This is a genomic window from Fusobacteriaceae bacterium (assembly GCA_031272775.1).
Classification (GTDB): domain Bacteria; phylum Fusobacteriota; class Fusobacteriia; order Fusobacteriales; family Fusobacteriaceae; genus JAISST01.
On sequence record JAISTB010000020.1, the window covers coordinates 53,487 to 70,669 of the forward strand.

Consider the following 17,183-nt stretch of genomic DNA (forward strand, 5'->3'; position numbering starts at 1 on the left):
GAAAATCATGGCAAAGCCCAAGATAAAATTCGTACCGGATTCCCTGCATGTGAAGAAGGGCGATACCGTCATGGTCATCATCGGCCGCTCCAAAGACGAGATCGAAAATCCCGGCGATAAAGGAAAAATCGGAAAAGTATTGAAGGTATTCCCCAAGAGAGGGAAGATCGTAGTGGAAAACGTCAATGTGGTCAAAAAGCACATGAAGCCCACGGCCGCAAATCAGAAGGGCGGTATCGTGGAACGCGAGGCTCCTATATTTTCCTCCAAGGTCATGCTCTACGACGAGCACGTGGGAAAACCCACCCGCGTCGGCTACAAAACGGTGGAGGGAAAGAGAGTAAGATACTCTAAAAAATCGGGAGAAATCTTATAGGAAGGAGGAAACATAAGTGTCCAAATACACACCGAGATACCAAAAATTGTACAATGAAACCATTGTTCCCAATCTGATGAAGGAACTGGACATCAAGAATATCATGGAAGTCCCGAAACTCGAAAAGATCATTGTGAATATGGGCGTCGGGGAAGCGACCCAGAACGCGAAGCTCATCGACGCCGCCATGAACGATCTCACGATCATCACGGGACAGAAGCCGCTCTTGAGAAAGGCGCGGAAATCCGAAGCGGGATTCAAGCTTCGGGCCGGTATGCCCATCGGTTGCAAAGTGACTTTGCGCAAGCACCGGATGTATGATTTCCTCGACAGACTGGTCAACGTGGTTCTGCCTCGGGTAAGGGACTTTGAAGGGGTATCCGCAGACGCCTTTGACGGCCGCGGCAACTATTCCCTGGGCCTGAGCGACCAGCTGGTATTTCCCGAGATCGATTTCGACAAAGTGGACAAGCTTTTGGGCATGTCCATCACGGTCGTATCGTCCGCAAAGGATGACAACGAGGGAAGAGCGCTCTTGACGGCATTCGGTATGCCGTTTCGCAAGTAAATGAAGGAGGTATAATCTTTAATGGCAAAAAAGTCGATGATTGAAAGAGATTTGAAACGGGAACAATTAGTCAACAAGTACCTTGCCAAAAGGCTGGAACTCAAAAAAAGAATTCTCGCCGGCGACATGAAGGCAGTGGACGAGCTGAACAAACTTCCGAAAGATTCATCTTCAGTCAGAATGCGCAATAGATGTCAGATCGATGGAAGGCCGAGAGGATTCATGCGCGAATTCGGGATTTCGAGAGTGAAATTCCGGCAATTAGCCGGCGCCGGACTCATCCCCGGCGTGAAGAAATCGTCTTGGTAAAATGAACGAAGGAGGATATCACAGATGTATTTAACAGATCCAATTGCCGATATGTTAACAAGAATCAGAAACGCAAACGCGGTTATGCATGAAAAAGTGGATGTCCCTCATTCAATTTTAAAGGAAAAAATCGCGGAAATCCTGCGGGAGCAGGGCTATATCGCAAGCTATAAAGTTGTAACTGAGGGCAATAAAAAAACGATCCGGATTTATTTGAAATATGACGGAAAAGAACGGGTGATCAAGGGAATCAAAAGGATTTCCAAACCCGGACGCAGAGTGTATTCTTCGGTTGAGACAATGCCGAGAGTGCTGTCGGGACTGGGCGTCGCCATTATCTCCACATCGCGGGGAATCGTTACCGACAAAGTGGCGCGGTCTCAGAATATCGGCGGCGAAGTACTGGCATTCATTTGGTAATCACGCAGGAGGTGTCATAACATGTCAAGAATAGGAAAAAAGCCAATTACGGTACCTTCCAACGTGCAGATCACAATCGATGAAACAAACAACCAAGTGACTGTGAAAGGGGCAAAAGGTACCCTCGTTAAAGCATTCAACAAAGCCATGAAAATCAAACTGGAAGACGGTCATTTGACCATCGAGCGTCCCAATGACGAACCCCATACGCGGGCTTTGCACGGGACGACCCGGGCGCTTTTGAGCAATATGGTAACAGGCGTTACCGACGGGTTCAAACGCACATTGACCCTGGTCGGCGTCGGCTACCGGGCCGCGGTCAAAGGAACGGGGCTGGAGCTCGCGCTGGGCTATTCCCATCCCGTAGCCATCGAAGGCGTAGACGGCGTCACGTTTTCCGTTGAAAAGAATACGACGATCCACATCGAAGGGATAGAGAAGGACGTTGTGGGCCAGGTGGCGGCCAATATCCGCTCCAAGAGACCGCCCGAACCCTACAAAGGAAAAGGCGTGCGCTATGAGAACGAACACGTAAGGATCAAAGAAGGGAAGAAGGCTTAAAGCAGCCGCCCGGAAGGATTTCCCCGACAAAACGCAAGGAGGTAAGAACGTTGTTTAAGAGAACGGACAGAAAAGCGGTGAAGGAAAGAAAGCATCTTTCCATCAGAAGTACCATCTATGGTACCGCGGAACGGCCGAGACTTTCTGTATATCGATCGAATACCAATATATTTGTCCAGCTGATAGACGACATCAGCGGCGTGACACTGGCTTCCGCCTCGACTATCGACAAGAAGTTGAAGGCGGACATCGCCAAGGGAAACAATATCGACGCGGCCAAATCTGTAGGAAAGGCCATCGCCGAGAGAGCCGGTGAAAAAGGAATAAAAAACGTAGTATTTGACAGGTCCGGGTACAAGTATACCGGACGGGTGGCGGCGCTTGCCCAGGCTGCCAGAGAAGCGGGACTGAGCTTCTAATTCATTCGGAAAGGAGGATTTCACTTGGCAAGAGTAACAATGAAAGATAAGGAAGACAAAGAATATCAGGAGAAACTGTTGAAGATATCCAGAGTTTCCAAGACGACCAAGGGCGGACGGACCATTTCCTTCTCCGTACTGGCGGCCGTGGGAAACGGCGAAGGGAAAGTGGGCCTGGGCCTCGGCAAGGCCAACGGCGTTCCCGACGCGATCCGGAAAGCGCTCGCTTCCGCGAAAAAGAATATCGTCAACGTCTCCCTCAAAGGAAAGACCATTCCTCACGAAATCGTTGGCAAATGGGGCGCGGCTTCGGTCTGGATGCACCCGGCCTATGAGGGAACAGGCGTTATCGCCGGTTCCGCGGTGCGTGAAATACTGGAAATCGTGGGGGTTCACGACATCCTGACAAAGATCCGGGGATCGAGGAACAAGCATAACGTGGCAAAAGCCACCGTCAATGCCCTCAAGAATCTGCGGACTGCCGAAGAAGTGGCCAAGATGCGCGGAAAGGAAGTCAAGGATATCTTAAGCTAGGAGGAAAAGCAAATGGCAAAATTGAGAGTAGAGCTTGTGAAAAGCACCATCGGCCGTAAGCCTGTCCACATCGCGACCGTGAAGTCTCTTGGACTCAAGAAGCTGCACGACACGGTGGAACAGGAAAATACGCCCGAGACACTGGGGAAGATCGCACAGGTCTCCTATTTACTGAAGGTAGAGGAGGTATAAAAATGAAATTGGACGAATTGAAGCCTTCCGTACCCAAAAAGAAAAAGAAGAGAGTCGGGAGAGGGGAAGCCTCCGGTTGGGGACAGACCTGCGGAAAAGGAAACAACGGACAGAACGCGAGAGCCGGCGGAGGCGTCAAACCCTATTTTGAAGGGGGACAGATGCCGATTTACAGAAGAATTCCCAAGAGAGGATTTTCCAACTATCCCTTCAAGAAAGAATTCGTGATCGTGTCGCTGGCCACATTGAACCGCTTCGAGGAAGGAACGACGGTAACGCCCGAACTTCTGCTCCAGGAGCGGATCGTGAAAAACCTCAGGGACGGGATCAAAGTCCTCGGAAACGGAACCTTGGAAAAGAAAATTTCCGTAAAGGCCCACAAGATTTCCCAAAAAGCCTCGGAGGCCATTGAAGCCAAAGGCGGAACCGTGGAAATCATCAAAATCAACACATTTGCGGATGTTGCAAAAAACGCGGTTGCAGAAAGCAAATAATGTGACCTTTCGGTCAAAAGCGAGGTGAAGTTTTTTGACTTTAACAGAAAAATTTTTCGATAAAGTGGGGACCATCATGCGAAACCCCGACCTCAAGGAAAGGATTGTCTTTACGCTCCTCATGTTCCTTGTGGCGAGGGTGGGGACCTATATTCCGGCCCCCGGCGTAGACGTCGGGCGACTGGAAGAAATGACGGCCACAAGCGACATCCTCGGCTACATCAACATGTTTACGGGCGGGGCTTTCAAGAGGGTTTCGATCTTTTCGCTGGGGATTGCCCCCTACATCAACGCCTCCATCGTATTCAGCCTGCTGGCGGTCATTATTCCCCGGATCGAGGAAATCCAGAAAGAAGGGGAGGCCGGCAGAAACCGGATCGCCAACTGGACGCGCTACCTGACCATTGTGATCGCTGTGGTGCAGTCTTTCGCGACCTGCGCGTGGCTTGAGTCCGTCGGGCTCGTCACCGGAAGATCGGGCGTTTCCTTTTTCCTCACGACCATCGTGACCATGACGGCGGGAACGACCTTCCTCATGTGGGTGGGCGAGCAGATCTCCGTCTACGGGATCGGAAACGGCGTATCGCTTCTGATTTTCCTCAATTGTATCTCCGGCGGACCCGGCAATTTTATCCAGGTCATTCAATCCATGAAGGACAGCAAGTTCCTGGTGCCGGTGCTCTGCGCGATCGCCATCTCCGGGATTGTGGTCGTCATGGGTATCGTCGTGTTCCAGCTCGGACAGCGGAAGATTCCCGTTCACTATGTGGGCAAGGAATACGGCCGGAAAGGCGGCGTCGGGGACAAGTCCTACATTCCCCTGCGGCTTAACAGCGCCGGGGTAATGCCGGTAATCTTCGCCTCGGTGGCCATGATCGTCGTATCGGCCATGTCAAGGATTTTCCCGCGCTTTGTGGAACTGGCGTTCAAGCTGATCTACAGAGCGGATGTGGCGGCCAAGGCCGACCTCATCAATAAAATCAACGTATGGACCCAGCGACTTTTAGCGCCTAACGGCGTCGGCTACATGGTCATTTTCGCCCTTGTGATCATTTTCTTCTCCTTCTTCTATACGGCCATCATCTTTGACCCCGAGAAGGTCGCGGAAAATCTCAAGCAAAGCGGCGGGACCATTCCCGGCATACGGCCGGGCAGCGAGACCGTCGAATATCTGGAGGGCGTTGTGAGCAGAATCACCTGGGGCGGGGCTTTATTCCTCGCGGCCATCGCGATTTTGCCCGTCGTGATCTTTACGGCGCTGGGCTTTCCGGTGTTCTTCGGCGGGACAGGGATCCTCATTGTGGTGGGCGTTGCCATCGATACGGTACAGCAAATCAACGCGCATCTTGTCATGCGGGATTATAAAGGATTCATATAAGTCAAAAAAACCACTTGCTTCAAAGTGGTTTTTTTATTGGGGGAGAGTAAATCCTGTCATTTATTGCTTATTTCAATTTTGAGATGACGCCCTCCCTTTCCCGGACTTTTGAGGAAGATATCTCACCGGCGGTTCTGATACCGGTTCTTTCCCATATTGCCGGGCAAACCATCGTTAAAGAGAAAACCTTGATTTTTTTTGACGAAGTTCAACTTTGCGAACGCGCGTTGACGGCGCTCAAATATTTTTGCGAGGACGCCCCTGACTACCATGTTATCGCGGCGGGAAGCCTGCTCGGTCTTGCCGTGAACCGACAGGAGTTTTCTTTTCCCGTAGGGAAAGTGGACATGCTGACCATGTACCCGATGGATCTGGAAGAATTTCTGCTCGCTATGGGCGAAGACATTCTTATCGGGAGGATTCGGGAATGTATCGCGGCAAGCGCCCCGATGCCGGCGGCCTATCACGAATCCGCGATTCAATACTATTTGCGGTATCTTATTGTCGGCGGTATGCCCGAATGCGTTTTGCAATACGTTCAGACGAAAGACTACATCCTGATTCGCAATACGCAGCAGACAATCCTCGCAAGTTATTTGAACGACATGAGCAAATACAATCGCAATGGAAAAATCCAGAAAACAAGATTGACATACGACAACGTGACCGCTCAGCTTTCAAAACGAAACACGAGATTTCAGTATAAATTGATTAAAAAAGGGGCTCGGGCGGCGGACATTCTCTATATGTCTGAAGAACTTGAAGATTTCAAAGGCGGCATGGTTGAAAACTATGTCAACGCCCAGCTTATCGCGAAAGGGTACAAAACCTATTATTGGGAATCCAGGCGGGGCGCCGAGGTGGATTTTGTGATTTTGCGAGACGGCGCCGTCATCCCTGTGGAAGTGAAAAGCGCGGACAATACGCGGGCCAAGAGTCTTAAAGTTTATATGGAAACCTACAGCCCGGAGTATGCGATAAAGCTTTCCATGAAAAATTTCGGATTTGAGAATAAAATCATGACGGTCCCGCTGTACGCGACGTTCTGTCTGTAAAATGCGACGATTTTCACAGAAACCCTTATTCGTACAAAGTAGTGTCCAAAATGTAGTATTTTTGAAATAATGTTCAGAAATCAAAAAAAATCTTGAAAGATTGCTTTTTTTTGTTTATAATATACGCAGGAATCTAAAAAAATTACAGTATTTGTTCTGCCACAAGAATGATGTCATAAAAATAAACAGGATTCCGAATAATGACGACAGGTGGTGTCTATGAAAAACGCGATATTGGCCATTTCTGATAAGAAAGAAGTTTTGCGTCAGATCAGAAAGGAACTGGGGGAACAATACGAGGTCATCACGTTCAACAACCTGCTCGACGCGATGGATATGTTGCGCGAGAGCGAATTTGACGTGATCCTGCTGGACGAGCACCTCACGTGGTTTAATTTTGTCGAAGCGAAACGGAAATTGAACGGTATGGGGGAATTTATTATTGTCGGGCTTCTGGACGAAGATTCGGAGGCCAAGATCGCCGAGCTGAAAGAAGCCGGCATTTACAATTATATGATCAAGCCTGTCACGCTGCACGATATGAACCGGGTCATGTTTTCCGCCCTGATCAATCTGGAACTCAAGCGGGAAAAACGCAAGCTCGAGGAAAAATTGTCCAAGCTGGAGGAAGAGACCGAAGTCGTGGGCCAATCCTCGCGGATCAAGGAAAGCCGCATGCAGATGGAAAAAATGGCCGCAACGGAAGTGCCGGTTCTCATCACGGGCGAAAACGGCACCGGCAAGACCTATGTGGCCAACGGCATTTACAAAAAGAGCGATCGCCGGAAGAACGATTACATCGAAGTCAGTTGCTCGTCTTTTACGCCGGAGGCCTTTGAAAAGGAACTCTTCGGCTACGAAAAGGGCGCCTTCCAGGGCGCGACGGTCAGCCGGCGGGGGATTCTTGAAGAATGCAGCGGCGGCACGGTCTTTTTGGATGAGATCGCCGACGTGGACATCAAGATTCAGGGCAAGATTCTGCAAGCCATCGAGTACGGAGAGATCAAACGGGTCGGCGGGACGAAATCCCGCAAGATCGACGTGCGCTTTATCCTCTCGACGAGCAAAGACCTGCGTGAAGAAGTGGAAAAAGGAAGATTTCGGAAAGATTTGTACAACCGCCTTGTGGCCTTTTCCATCGATGTCCCGACGCTGCGTGAGCGAAAAGAGGACATTCCACTTTTGGCCAGCTATTTTCTGAACAAGATCGTCCGGGAATTGCACAAAGATACGCCGGTCATTTCGGGCGAGGCCATGAAATACATTATGGAATATTCCTTCCCCGGCAATATCCGGGAACTGAAAAACATGATCGAGCGCATGGTGATCCTCTCGACCGACAAGATCCTCGACGTGGACGACCTGCCCCTCGAGGTGAAAATGAAGTCCGATACCGTCGAAAACAAGACCGTGATCGGCGTGGGTCCCCTGAAGGAAATCCTGGAGCAGGAGATCTTCGGCCTCGAGGAAGTGGAGCGGGTCGTGATCGCCATCGCTCTCCAAAAGACGCGCTGGAACAAGCAGGAAACTTCGAAGCTCCTCGGAATCGGCCGCACGACGCTCTACGAAAAAATTCGAAAATACGGACTCGACTTCAAATAAGAAATTACCTACGACATAGACTCATCAAATCAAAAAGGAACGGAGAAGAATGAACAAATTCAGGAAACACATGAAAATCGTGATTTGGATTGTTACGATCTTATTGGTATTTTCGGGAATGGCCGCCATTGTCACCTCGGACGCCACGACGCGGGCCGTGAAAAACTTATTCAGCAAGGAAAATGACGGCAGCTACGCCTTTTTACTGAACGGGAAAAAGGTCTCCCTCGTCGAGGTGGAACGGACTCGGGCCAACTACGGACAGCAGCTGAACGTCGGCGGATATAAGAATGTCGATCAGGATACGCTGGGCGTCATTGCCTTTGACGAAGTGATCAACAAGCGCCTGACCCTTGAGCTTGCCGACAAGGCCGGCGTCAAAGTCGCCAACGCCGAGGCCGATCAGCGCTACGACGCGCAGGAAAAAGCCATCACGTCCCAGGGTGGAAATTTCCGCGAATGGATGCGGATGAACGGCTACGCCACGAAAGACGATCTTCTGGGCGATATCGAAGACGGGATCAAGATGGAAAAATACCTCGCGAAATTGCAGACCGAGGCCAAAGATCCCACGGAAGAGGAAATTTCGGCCATTTACAATGAAAACCCCGCTTATCAGGCCGCTGGAAAGACGCTGGACGACGCCCGGGGGGAAATTGTCGCCAATGTCAAAAAAGGCGCCGGAGAAAGGAATTACTACCTTGCCCTGGCCAAGGCCCAGAGCGAAAAAAAGCTTGAGCAGATCAATAAAAATTACGAAAAATACCGGCAGAAGGAAGCCTTCAGCGAAGGGGGCTATTCCGTTTCCAACGTGGACGTGGCCAGGTTGACGCTGACGCTTCTTCCCTATATCCAGGGGGACAAGGCCCAAGCCGAAGAGCAGGTCGCCTCATTTTTCAAAAAGCAGATCGCCCTCGCCAACAAAGCCAAGGAGCAGGGCATTACCCTGGATGAAAGCCTGCCGCTCCAGGTCAAGCTCATGGACTACCAGGTAGCGCTTTACGACAAGATCCGCTCGGAGATCAAGCCTACGGACGGGGAACTTGAGGCTTACTTTGCCGAAAACAAGGCCAGTTATGACACGAAGGCCGAAGCGACGGCGGAAGTGGCCGTTATGGACGTCGATTTTTCAGACGCGGATAGAAAAGCCGCCAAGGACAAGGCCGCCGCTATCCTGAAGCAGGCCACCCCTGAAAACTTCAAGGATCTCGCGAAGGAAAACTCCCAGGACGGCAGCGCGGCCAGCGGGGGAGACCTCGGATGGTTTACGCGGGACCAGATGGTCAAGGAATTTTCCGACGCTGTATTTGCCGGGGAACCCGGAAAAATCTATCCCGAAGTGGTGACGAGCCAGTTCGGCGAGCACATCATTTACGTCGAAGACCTGAACCGGGAAGAGAACAAGGCCAAGGCCAGCCACATTATCATTATGCCCCAGCTGTCGCAAAAGACAAAGGACGGCGTAAAGCCAAAGCTGGACGATATGATCGCCAAGATCGGAAAAGGCGAGGCGACGCTGTTAAAGCTCAACGAATTGGATCCGAAAATCATTTACGCCAATACCTTCGCGGGCATCACGCCCGAAGGCTATGTCCCCAATATCGGCGTCCTGAAGGAATTTGCCGACGCCGTGTTTGCGAGCGGGACGGACAAGATCTCCTATGTCTTCATGGGCAACCGCTGTTTCATTTTCAAAAAAATCAGCGAGGTGAAATTTAAAGAAGGCGATTTCGCCGAACTCAAAGATAGAATCCGGAGCGATTACATCAACGCGACGGCACAGAAAGAAATCGAAAAACTGTTTTAGTCGTTACTTGCGAAAAAGAGCAGCCTATAACGGTTTAGGCTCTTTTTTTCATAAATTTTTTTCTTTCTGCAATTGCTATTTTGCCCAAAATATAATATACTGTAGAGTAATGTACTTTCTTTTGGGTCGTACAGGTTGTTGTTTTACTTAACGCGGGGAGAAAAATCGTGAGAATCAGTCCGAAAGACATGGAAACCTTAATGTCCCGGCTACGGATCGAAGACGTGGTCGGAGAGTTTGTGCATCTGGAAAAAAGAGGTTCCGGTTACCGGGGGCTCTGTCCCTTCCACAACGATACGAACCCGTCGTTTTCGGTGGACCCCAAGAGGAACATCTGCCACTGCTTTTCCTGCGGGGCCGGGGGAAATCCCGTCAGTTTTTACGCCAAATACAAGCAGATCCCCTTTCCCGAGGCGGCCAAAGCGCTCGCCGACAAATTCGGGATTCCGATCCGGATTACGGGCGAAGATGTTCAGAAACAGGAACGGTACGAAAAATATTACCGGATTATGGAAGAAGCCCATCGCTTTTTTCAGGATAAAATCTTTGAACCGGCGGGAACGCCGGCCCTTGAGTACCTGTCGCGGCGGGATCTGAAGCCTGACGTCATTAAGGCGCAAAAATTGGGCTACGCAACGACAAAGTGGTCCGAGCTCAACGATCATTTGATCCAAAAGGGATTCGCCCGGGAGGATTTCGCGGAGTTGGGCCTTGTCAAGGTCGGGGAAAAGGGCAGCTATGATTTTTTCCGGGGACGGATTATGTTTCCGATCTACAACGCCTCCGGCAGGCTGATCGCCTTCGGCGGCAGGACCATAGAAAGCGGCGAAGACATCCCGAAATACATGAATTCCCTCGAAAATCCCATTTTCCACAAGGGGAGAACGCTCTACGGTCTCGAGCGCGGGAACGCCATCAAGAAACGCAATTACGCGATCCTGATGGAAGGCTACATGGACGTGCTTTCCGCCGTGCTGTACGGTTTTGATACAGCCGTCGCCCCGCTGGGGACGGCCCTTACCGACGAACAGTGCCGGCTTTTGAAAAACTATACGACAAACGTACTTCTTTCCTTTGACAGCGACGCGGCCGGTCAGGACAATTCGGTCCGGAGCGGTCTGCTTTTGAAAAACCACGGGTTTACCGTGCGGGTGGTGTGCTTTTCGGGGGCCAAGGATCCCGACGAGTTTCTGAAACGCTTCGGAAAGGACGCCTATCTTTCGGCCATTGAAAACTCAAAGGAGCTTTTCGACTTTTTGTACGCCTATACGTCCGGAAATTTCGATCTTCAGGAGGTCGCCGGCAAGCTGAAATTCGTACGGAGTTTTCGGGAATTCTTCGCCTGCGTCCACGACGGGCTCGAAAAATCCCTCTATATCGAAAAATTGGGCAAGGCCGTCGGGATCGAAACGGAGATCCTCAAAAAGGAACTGATCACCGACAACGCCGCCAGGCCTGTGTCTGCGGCGCCTGCGGAAACACGGCGGATTCTTGCGCCCGCGGGGGAGAAAGACGTCATAACGGATCTCGAGCGGCAGACGCTGGTCGATATTCTGGCCGATCCCGACAATTTCAAGTATTACCGCTTTCAGGAGATTCGGGGATCATTAACCAAAAAAATCTTTCATCTTTTTGAGGAAATGGAATCCGGAGACCCCATCAAGCAATGTATGGATCTTCGGGATACCGACGGGATCACTCCCGCCGAGGAGGCGGCCCTCGACCATTTGATCTGCGTCGCGGTCGGCGCCGGCGTCGACGACAAGGAAAAAAAGGAAACCCGCACCGCCGACATCATCAAAGGGTGGTTTTCGGCGGATATTCGGGACAGAAAAAAGAACATAAAAGGTTTTATGGATAAATTTGAACTGGTCAAGTTGGAAGACAGGATGAAGAATTGCACCGTGCTGGAGGATGTGCTTCGTATCTATGGGGAATACGAAGAATTCGCGTTCCATATCAGTTGAGGAGGATTTATATAATGAGAGAATTGATGAAAAATCCTGCGATCTATGACGCCATCCGGGATATTGTGGCGCAGGCGTCGGAAAACAAATACATCACCTACGAAGAAATCAACGAAAAGTTGAAGGGTTTTGATATTCCTCCGGAAAAAATCGAGGAGCTCCTGAAAAGCATCGAAGAACAGGGGATCCAGGTCATGAGCGAAAAAGACCTCAAGAAAAAAATAAAATTGCCCGCGGCGGAGAAAAAAGAAGCCGAAGCGAAGGCCGCCGAAAAAAAAGAAGGGGAGAAAAAGGGCAAAGCGACGGAAAAGAAACCGGCGGTCAAGGCGAAAAGCGATAAATCCGGCAAAGCGGAAAAAACCGTAAAAGAGACCAAAGCGACCGGGGAAGCGAAAGAAGGCAAAGAGAAAAAGAAGGAGACAAAAGAAGCGGGCAAGGCCGGAGAAGCGGAAAGCAGGAAAAAGGGCGACGACGGAAAAACCGCCGGGACCAAAGGCGCGGTAAAGGATAAAGGGCCTGAAAAAGCCGCGAAAAGCAAATCCGGAAAAAAGGAATCCGCAACGGCGCCGATTTCTTCCGAACAGGGCGCGGAATCTTTCCCGCCGACGGAGCTCGATATCGATCTTCCGGATAAAAAGGCCGCGAAAAAAGCGGGGAAACCGAAAAAACAGGAACCGGAAGAGCCGGTCTTTCTCGAAGAGGAAGAAAGCGATCTCGACGACGAAGACCTTGACGACGACGATGATTTTTCGGATCTCGACGAAGACGAAGAGTACGCCGGAGAGGTTGAACCCGCCGCGGAAGACGAATTTTCCGAGTTTGACGAAGAAAAATTTGAGGATGAAGCCGAGGATGAGCTCGATCAGTTCAATCCCGACGACCTCGAAGAGATCAACGAGGAAGAACTCACCAACGACGAGCTCTTTGCCCTGGCCGGCGATATGAAGGTTGACGAACCCATCAAAATGTATCTTCGGGAGATCGGCCAAATCCCGCTTTTGAGTTATGAGCAGGAATTGGATTACGCGAAAAAAGCCCTCGAAGGGGACGAATGGGCCACAAAACAGATCATCGAAGCCAATTTGCGGCTCGTGGTGAGTATCGCGAAAAAACACACGAACCGCGGCCTGAAGCTGCTGGATCTCATCCAGGAAGGCAATATCGGGCTCATGAAGGCCGTCGAGAAATTCGAGTACAGCAAAGGCTACAAATTTTCCACCTACGCGACCTGGTGGATCAGACAGGCCATCACAAGGGCCATTGCCGATCAGGGTCGCACGATCCGGATCCCGGTCCACATGATCGAGACCATCAACAAAATCAAAAAAGAAGCGCGGATTTATCTGCAGGAGACGGGGAAAGACGCGACCCCCGAGGTCCTGGCGGAACGGCTCGAAATGGAGATCGACAAAGTCAAGGCCATTCAGGAGATGAATCAGGATCCCATTTCTCTGGAAACGCCCGTAGGCAGCGAGGAAGACAGCGAATTGGGAGACTTCGTGGAAGACAGCAAAATGCTCAATCCCTATGAGCTTACGAACAGGAGTCTTTTGCGGGAGCAGCTAAACAGCGTTTTGAATACGCTCTCGGGCCGGGAGGAAAAGGTATTGCGTTATCGCTACGGCCTTGACGACGGTTCGCCCAAGACCCTTGAGGAAGTCGGCAAGATCTTCAAAGTCACCAGGGAGAGAATCCGACAGATCGAGGTCAAAGCGCTGAGGAAGCTCAGACATCCCAGCCGGAAAAAGAAACTTGAAGATTTCAAGGTGTAGGAGGAAACGTGGGAGACAGACAGCGGCCAATTTCCGTTGCGGAGTATGAAAGGACCGTCTTTGAGGAATTGGAAGACGAGCGGGCGTTTTTTTCCTGGCTCGACAAAAACAAAGACAGAAAACTTGAGCTCGATTACCCCCTTGCCGAAGCGGACAGAGAGGACATCCGCCCTTCCCGGGAGGAGGAAGTCATCGACTACCTCGAGGAGATTGCCCGTTACGCCGCCGAAGACGAAACGGAGCCCTTTCTGCAAAACGCGGGGCAAGTGGCCCTTCTGGGCTTTCATTACCTGAGAGGTGGAAGCTCTTACCTGGACATCCTGCAGGAGGGGAATATCGGCTTGATTTCTGCGATTGAGCGCTACGGAGACTCGGGGTTTACGGATTTTTCCAATTACCGGAACTTTTTCATCATCCGGGAAATGGTCCTGTCAATTAAGAGAAGATTGCTCAACATTCAATCGGAATTCGGCAGCTTTTTCCAAAAGCGGAGAGATCACCTGAGCGGCCACGGCCACCAGGAGGAAGAAGATGATGAGGACGGGGAAATTTCGGCGGAAGCCCTCTTGAATTCTATCGAGTCCATTCGGGAAAAAGAGGAAGCCCTCAAAGAAAAAATAGACTTTTTTCGTATAAAAAATCGTCTCAATAATAGAGATATAGATGTCTTGCAATATTATTTCGGCTTTGGAAAAGAGAAGCGATACTCAATCTATGAGATTGAGAATGAATTGCGTCTCCCCAGAGGCGACGGAGAGGAGATTTTTGAGCGGGCCATCGCCATGCTCTCCACCACAGACGGCAGAATCTTGATATAGACAAAGAAAAGAATCGGGGGACAACGTGAAAAGAATATTGACTATCTTTTTTGTCGTCTTTGCGTTTTGCCTTGCGGGCGGGACAAGCGATAACCTGGGCCTTTTTTCGAAGGAAGGCCTTGAGCGGATCGAAGCCCGGTCCCGGCAGCTCCAGAGCGACAGAAACATCAAATTGTATATCAACAGCCTCCCCGCGGGCGAAGGCTTTTCCGTGACTGATCCGGAAAAAGTGGTCGTTTTCAATATTTACCGCGATAACGACGAAGTCTCGGTCGCCCTCAACATTTCCAAGGATCTGCCGGTGGATGACTACCGGGACGATATTGACCTTTTGCTCACCAATACGCAAAAGCTTCTGGAGGCAAAGGATTTTGACCACTATGTGCTGGAGATCCTGGACGGCCTCGATACACAGCTTGAGCGCGTCATCGGGGATTTGCGGGAAGAGTCGGGAAATTATTCTCCAGGGGGACGCGACGACGTGGATACGGCGACGGCCCCTCTTGAGGAAAAGAAAGACTCCTGGTTTGCCTTCAATCTCGATTTTACCAAGGTTCTTCTGATCGCGCTGATCCTGTTCGGCGTCGGGCTTGTGGGGACCGTGATCCTTATGGTGATGCATCGGGTTCAAGGAGATAATGATTTTACCGTTCATCAGATCAACCGCCGCAAGAAAGGGCGGAAATAGCGCAGAAAATCAGTCAGGTAGGAAAGCTCATCGCTTTTTTTCATAGAAAAGAGGAAAGTCCGGGCTCCGCAGAGCAGAAGGGCAGCCAACGGCTGCTGAAGGTAACTTCAAGGAAAGTGACACAGAAAACAAACCGCCGGTTTTCCGGTAAGGGTGAAAAGGCGGTGTAAGAGACCACCGGTTTTTCAGGAGACTGAAAAAGCCTGTCAAACCCCCTTCGGAGCAAGACCAAGTAGGAAAGGACAAGGGCTGCTCGTCCGTCTTTCAGGGTAAGTCGCTCGAGAATATAAGTGATTGTATTCCCAGATAAATGATGAGTTGATACAGAACCCGGCTTATTTCATACCTGATTGTTCTGATCTCCGGCGCGTCCGGAGATTTTTTTCGGAGGGAAAATGGAAAAAATCTATTTCGTCTATATCCTCAAAAGCAAAAAAGACACGCTCTATACGGGGATCACGACGGACCTCAAACGGCGTCTTTCCGAGCATACGGGAGCAAGTCCCGGCGGCGCTAAATATATGCGGGGATTCAGGGCGGCCGACATTCTTTTTGTCTGTGAAGCCAAAGGGCGGTCCGCGGCCCAGAAAATCGAATATTACATCAAGTCCCTTTCCCGAAACGAAAAAGAAAACCTTATGGCCTGCCCCGATACGCTTTTCGAACATTTTTTTGAACCGATCGGACTGAAAATTTGGGATATCGATGAAATAAAGCCTATTCGGGAGTTTTTAAAAAAATTGATTCAAAAATGAAAAAACAGTTGACATGGCCGGACAATTATGATAAAATGAATATTGTCCTTGGCGGATGTCAGGGACGGTGGCCTGGATGGCGGAATAGGTAGACGCACAGGACTTAAAATCCTGTGGTACTTAGTACCGTGCCGGTTCGATTCCGGCTCTAGGCACCAGCAGTGTCGCGGGGTAGAGCAGTCTGGTAGCTCGTCGGGCTCATAACCCGAAGGTCGTAAGTTCAAATCTTACCCCCGCCACCAAATTGAATAGCACAGGGACATTTTTTATGATCTGCGGGAATAGCTCAGTTGGTAGAGCGTCAGCCTTCCAAGCTGAATGTCGCGAGTTCGAACCTCGTTTCCCGCTCCATACAGACGCGTCATTAGCTCAGCTGGTAGAGCACGCGACTTTTAATCGTGTTGTCACAGGTTCGATCCCTGTATGACGCACCATGTGTATCTGTAGCTCAGCTGGATAGAGCAACGCCCTTCTAAGTCGTGGGTCGGGGGTTCGAATCCCTTCAGATACGCCATATCCGGATCCATAGCTCAGTTGGTTAGAGCACTCGGCTCATAACCGAGTGGTCGTTGGTTCGATTCCAACTGGATCCACCATGTGGTCCCATCGTTCAGGGGTTAGGACATCAGATTTTCACTCTGGAGACAGGGGTTCGATTCCCCTTGGGACTACCAAATTAAAACGACATATTACCCTTGTACTCCGCTTCGGGAATGCAAGCGCAAATAGACAAATCCGAATCTGTCAGAAATGCCCAGATAGCTCAGTTGGTAGAGCAGGGGACTGAAAATCCCCGTGTCGGTGGTTCGATTCCGCCTCTGGGCACCACTTATTCAAAAAAACTATTGACGAATGTCAGGATTTGTGGTAATATATATCTTGGCTGTGAAATAGTTTTCCCGTAAGGGAAAGAAAAAGCAGGGCCAAAAGGACATTAACAACAGAATAGAGAAAGACAAAAAGCATAACCTGAACGAAACAATAATAAAGGTGTAAAAATGAACTCGAAGGTCGCTGACCGGAGAGATTTGAGTCGAAAAACTTGTTTTGAACGAAGAGTTTGATCCTGGCTCAGGATAAACGCTGACAGAATGCTTAACACATGCAAGTCTGCCGGAAGCAGCCTTCGGGCTGTGGTAGGCGGCGGACGGGTGAGTAACACGTAAAGAACTTACCCCGCAGTTTGGGATAACATTGGGAAACCGATGCTAATACCGGATATTATGAAAGAGTCGCATGATTTTTTCATGAAAGCTATATGCGCTGCGGGAGAGCTTTGCGCTCCATTAGTTAGTTGGCAGGGTAAAGGCCTACCAAGACTGTGATGGATAGCCGGCCTGAGAGGGTGGACGGCCACAAGGGGACTGAGACACGGCCCTTACTCCTACGGGAGGCAGCAGTGGGGAATATTGGACAATGGACCAAGAGTCTGATCCAGCAATTCTGTGTGCACGAAGAAGTATTTCGG

Annotated in this window: 18 protein-coding genes, 8 tRNA genes, 1 rRNA gene, 1 other RNA gene and 1 pseudogene; all 29 read left to right on the plus strand. The window is 50.4% G+C overall.

What is annotated here, in order from left to right:
• The first annotated feature begins 7 nt into the window (after positions 1-7).
• Positions 8-376: a 50S ribosomal protein L24 gene (rplX, locus tag LBQ97_05460; GenBank protein MDR1832166.1), complete on the plus strand. Its 369-nt coding sequence runs from the start codon at positions 8-10 to the stop codon at positions 374-376.
• Between the two features lie 16 nt (positions 377-392).
• Positions 393-944: a 50S ribosomal protein L5 gene (gene rplE, locus LBQ97_05465; protein MDR1832167.1), complete on the plus strand. Its 552-nt coding sequence runs from the start codon at positions 393-395 to the stop codon at positions 942-944.
• A 21-nt stretch (positions 945-965) separates the two neighbouring features.
• A complete protein-coding gene (gene rpsN, locus LBQ97_05470; GenBank protein ID MDR1832168.1) occupies positions 966-1,253 on the plus strand; it encodes a 30S ribosomal protein S14 in 288 nt (95 codons plus the stop codon).
• 24 nt (positions 1,254-1,277) lie between these two features.
• Complete coding sequence (rpsH, locus tag LBQ97_05475) at positions 1,278-1,673, plus strand: 30S ribosomal protein S8 (protein MDR1832169.1); 396 nt, start codon at positions 1,278-1,280, stop codon at positions 1,671-1,673.
• 21 nt (positions 1,674-1,694) lie between these two features.
• Positions 1,695-2,234 (plus strand): 50S ribosomal protein L6, encoded by a 540-nt coding sequence (rplF, locus tag LBQ97_05480; protein MDR1832170.1) that lies wholly within the window; start codon positions 1,695-1,697, stop codon positions 2,232-2,234.
• A gap of 50 nt (positions 2,235-2,284) precedes the next feature.
• Positions 2,285-2,653, plus strand: a complete 369-nt coding sequence (rplR, locus tag LBQ97_05485) for a 50S ribosomal protein L18 (protein MDR1832171.1) — start codon at positions 2,285-2,287, stop codon at positions 2,651-2,653.
• 39 nt (positions 2,654-2,692) lie between these two features.
• Positions 2,693-3,187, plus strand: coding sequence for a 30S ribosomal protein S5 (gene rpsE, locus LBQ97_05490; GenBank protein ID MDR1832172.1), 495 nt, complete (start codon positions 2,693-2,695; stop codon positions 3,185-3,187).
• 12 nt (positions 3,188-3,199) lie between these two features.
• Entirely contained in the window at positions 3,200-3,379 is a 180-nt protein-coding gene (rpmD, locus tag LBQ97_05495; protein ID MDR1832173.1) for a 50S ribosomal protein L30, read from the plus strand.
• A gap of 2 nt (positions 3,380-3,381) precedes the next feature.
• Positions 3,382-3,873 carry a 50S ribosomal protein L15 gene (gene rplO, locus LBQ97_05500; GenBank protein MDR1832174.1) on the plus strand — a complete coding sequence of 164 codons (492 nt, stop codon included), beginning with the start codon at positions 3,382-3,384 and terminating at the stop codon, positions 3,871-3,873.
• A gap of 34 nt (positions 3,874-3,907) precedes the next feature.
• The gene (gene secY / locus LBQ97_05505) at positions 3,908-5,251 is read left to right on the plus strand and encodes a preprotein translocase subunit SecY (GenBank protein MDR1832175.1); all 1,344 of its coding nucleotides are present in this window, start codon (positions 3,908-3,910) and stop codon (positions 5,249-5,251) included.
• A gap of 62 nt (positions 5,252-5,313) precedes the next feature.
• Positions 5,314-6,306 (plus strand): DUF4143 domain-containing protein, encoded by a 993-nt coding sequence (locus LBQ97_05510; GenBank protein ID MDR1832176.1) that lies wholly within the window; start codon positions 5,314-5,316, stop codon positions 6,304-6,306.
• A 219-nt stretch (positions 6,307-6,525) separates the two neighbouring features.
• On the plus strand, positions 6,526-7,908 hold the full coding sequence (locus LBQ97_05515; GenBank protein ID MDR1832177.1) for a sigma-54 dependent transcriptional regulator: 1,383 nt from the start codon (positions 6,526-6,528) through the stop codon (positions 7,906-7,908).
• 49 nt (positions 7,909-7,957) lie between these two features.
• The gene (locus tag LBQ97_05520) at positions 7,958-9,715 is read left to right on the plus strand and encodes a peptidylprolyl isomerase (GenBank protein MDR1832178.1); all 1,758 of its coding nucleotides are present in this window, start codon (positions 7,958-7,960) and stop codon (positions 9,713-9,715) included.
• A 167-nt stretch (positions 9,716-9,882) separates the two neighbouring features.
• Positions 9,883-11,682: a DNA primase gene (gene dnaG, locus LBQ97_05525; GenBank protein ID MDR1832179.1), complete on the plus strand. Its 1,800-nt coding sequence runs from the start codon at positions 9,883-9,885 to the stop codon at positions 11,680-11,682.
• A 26-nt stretch (positions 11,683-11,708) separates the two neighbouring features.
• Positions 11,709-11,954, plus strand: a pseudogene (locus tag LBQ97_05530) (hypothetical protein).
• A gap of 297 nt (positions 11,955-12,251) precedes the next feature.
• Positions 12,252-13,454, plus strand: a complete 1,203-nt coding sequence (rpoD, locus tag LBQ97_05535) for an RNA polymerase sigma factor RpoD (protein MDR1832180.1) — start codon at positions 12,252-12,254, stop codon at positions 13,452-13,454.
• Between the two features lie 8 nt (positions 13,455-13,462).
• Positions 13,463-14,272: an RNA polymerase subunit sigma gene (locus LBQ97_05540; GenBank protein MDR1832181.1), complete on the plus strand. Its 810-nt coding sequence runs from the start codon at positions 13,463-13,465 to the stop codon at positions 14,270-14,272.
• A gap of 25 nt (positions 14,273-14,297) precedes the next feature.
• Positions 14,298-14,960, plus strand: coding sequence for a hypothetical protein (locus LBQ97_05545; GenBank protein ID MDR1832182.1), 663 nt, complete (start codon positions 14,298-14,300; stop codon positions 14,958-14,960).
• A gap of 14 nt (positions 14,961-14,974) precedes the next feature.
• Positions 14,975-15,313: RNase P RNA component class A (gene rnpB, locus LBQ97_05550), an RNA gene on the plus strand.
• Positions 15,314-15,355: 42 nt separating this feature from the next.
• Complete coding sequence (locus LBQ97_05555) at positions 15,356-15,715, plus strand: GIY-YIG nuclease family protein (GenBank protein MDR1832183.1); 360 nt, start codon at positions 15,356-15,358, stop codon at positions 15,713-15,715.
• A 70-nt stretch (positions 15,716-15,785) separates the two neighbouring features.
• Positions 15,786-15,873, plus strand: a tRNA-Leu gene (locus tag LBQ97_05560).
• A 7-nt stretch (positions 15,874-15,880) separates the two neighbouring features.
• Positions 15,881-15,957, plus strand: a tRNA-Met gene (locus LBQ97_05565).
• A 33-nt stretch (positions 15,958-15,990) separates the two neighbouring features.
• Positions 15,991-16,066, plus strand: a tRNA-Gly gene (locus tag LBQ97_05570).
• 7 nt (positions 16,067-16,073) lie between these two features.
• Positions 16,074-16,149 (plus strand) — tRNA-Lys (locus LBQ97_05575).
• A gap of 3 nt (positions 16,150-16,152) precedes the next feature.
• Positions 16,153-16,229, plus strand: a tRNA-Arg gene (locus LBQ97_05580).
• A 5-nt stretch (positions 16,230-16,234) separates the two neighbouring features.
• Positions 16,235-16,311: transfer RNA gene (locus tag LBQ97_05585), tRNA-Ile, on the plus strand.
• Between the two features lie 3 nt (positions 16,312-16,314).
• A tRNA-Glu gene (locus tag LBQ97_05590) sits at positions 16,315-16,389 on the plus strand.
• A 78-nt stretch (positions 16,390-16,467) separates the two neighbouring features.
• Positions 16,468-16,543 (plus strand) — tRNA-Phe (locus LBQ97_05595).
• 220 nt (positions 16,544-16,763) lie between these two features.
• A 16S ribosomal RNA gene (locus tag LBQ97_05600) occupies positions 16,764-17,183 on the plus strand; the annotation flags it as partial.

What these genes read in the sequence shown, in the direction of transcription:
- rplX (MDR1832166.1), top strand. Translation starts at nt 8, where the DNA reads ATGGCAAAGCCCAAGATAAAATTCGTACCGGATTCCCTGCATGTGAAG.
- rpsN (MDR1832168.1), top strand. Translation starts at nt 966, where the DNA reads ATGGCAAAAAAGTCGATGATTGAAAGAGATTTGAAACGGGAACAATTA.
- rpsH (MDR1832169.1), top strand. Translation starts at nt 1,278, where the DNA reads ATGTATTTAACAGATCCAATTGCCGATATGTTAACAAGAATCAGAAAC.
- rplF (MDR1832170.1), top strand. Translation starts at nt 1,695, where the DNA reads ATGTCAAGAATAGGAAAAAAGCCAATTACGGTACCTTCCAACGTGCAG.
- rpsE (MDR1832172.1), top strand. Translation starts at nt 2,693, where the DNA reads ATGAAAGATAAGGAAGACAAAGAATATCAGGAGAAACTGTTGAAGATA.
- rpmD (MDR1832173.1), top strand. Translation starts at nt 3,200, where the DNA reads ATGGCAAAATTGAGAGTAGAGCTTGTGAAAAGCACCATCGGCCGTAAG.
- rplO (MDR1832174.1), top strand. Translation starts at nt 3,382, where the DNA reads ATGAAATTGGACGAATTGAAGCCTTCCGTACCCAAAAAGAAAAAGAAG.
- LBQ97_05515 (MDR1832177.1), top strand. Translation starts at nt 6,526, where the DNA reads ATGAAAAACGCGATATTGGCCATTTCTGATAAGAAAGAAGTTTTGCGT.
- LBQ97_05520 (MDR1832178.1), top strand. Translation starts at nt 7,958, where the DNA reads ATGAACAAATTCAGGAAACACATGAAAATCGTGATTTGGATTGTTACG.
- LBQ97_05555 (MDR1832183.1), top strand. Translation starts at nt 15,356, where the DNA reads ATGGAAAAAATCTATTTCGTCTATATCCTCAAAAGCAAAAAAGACACG.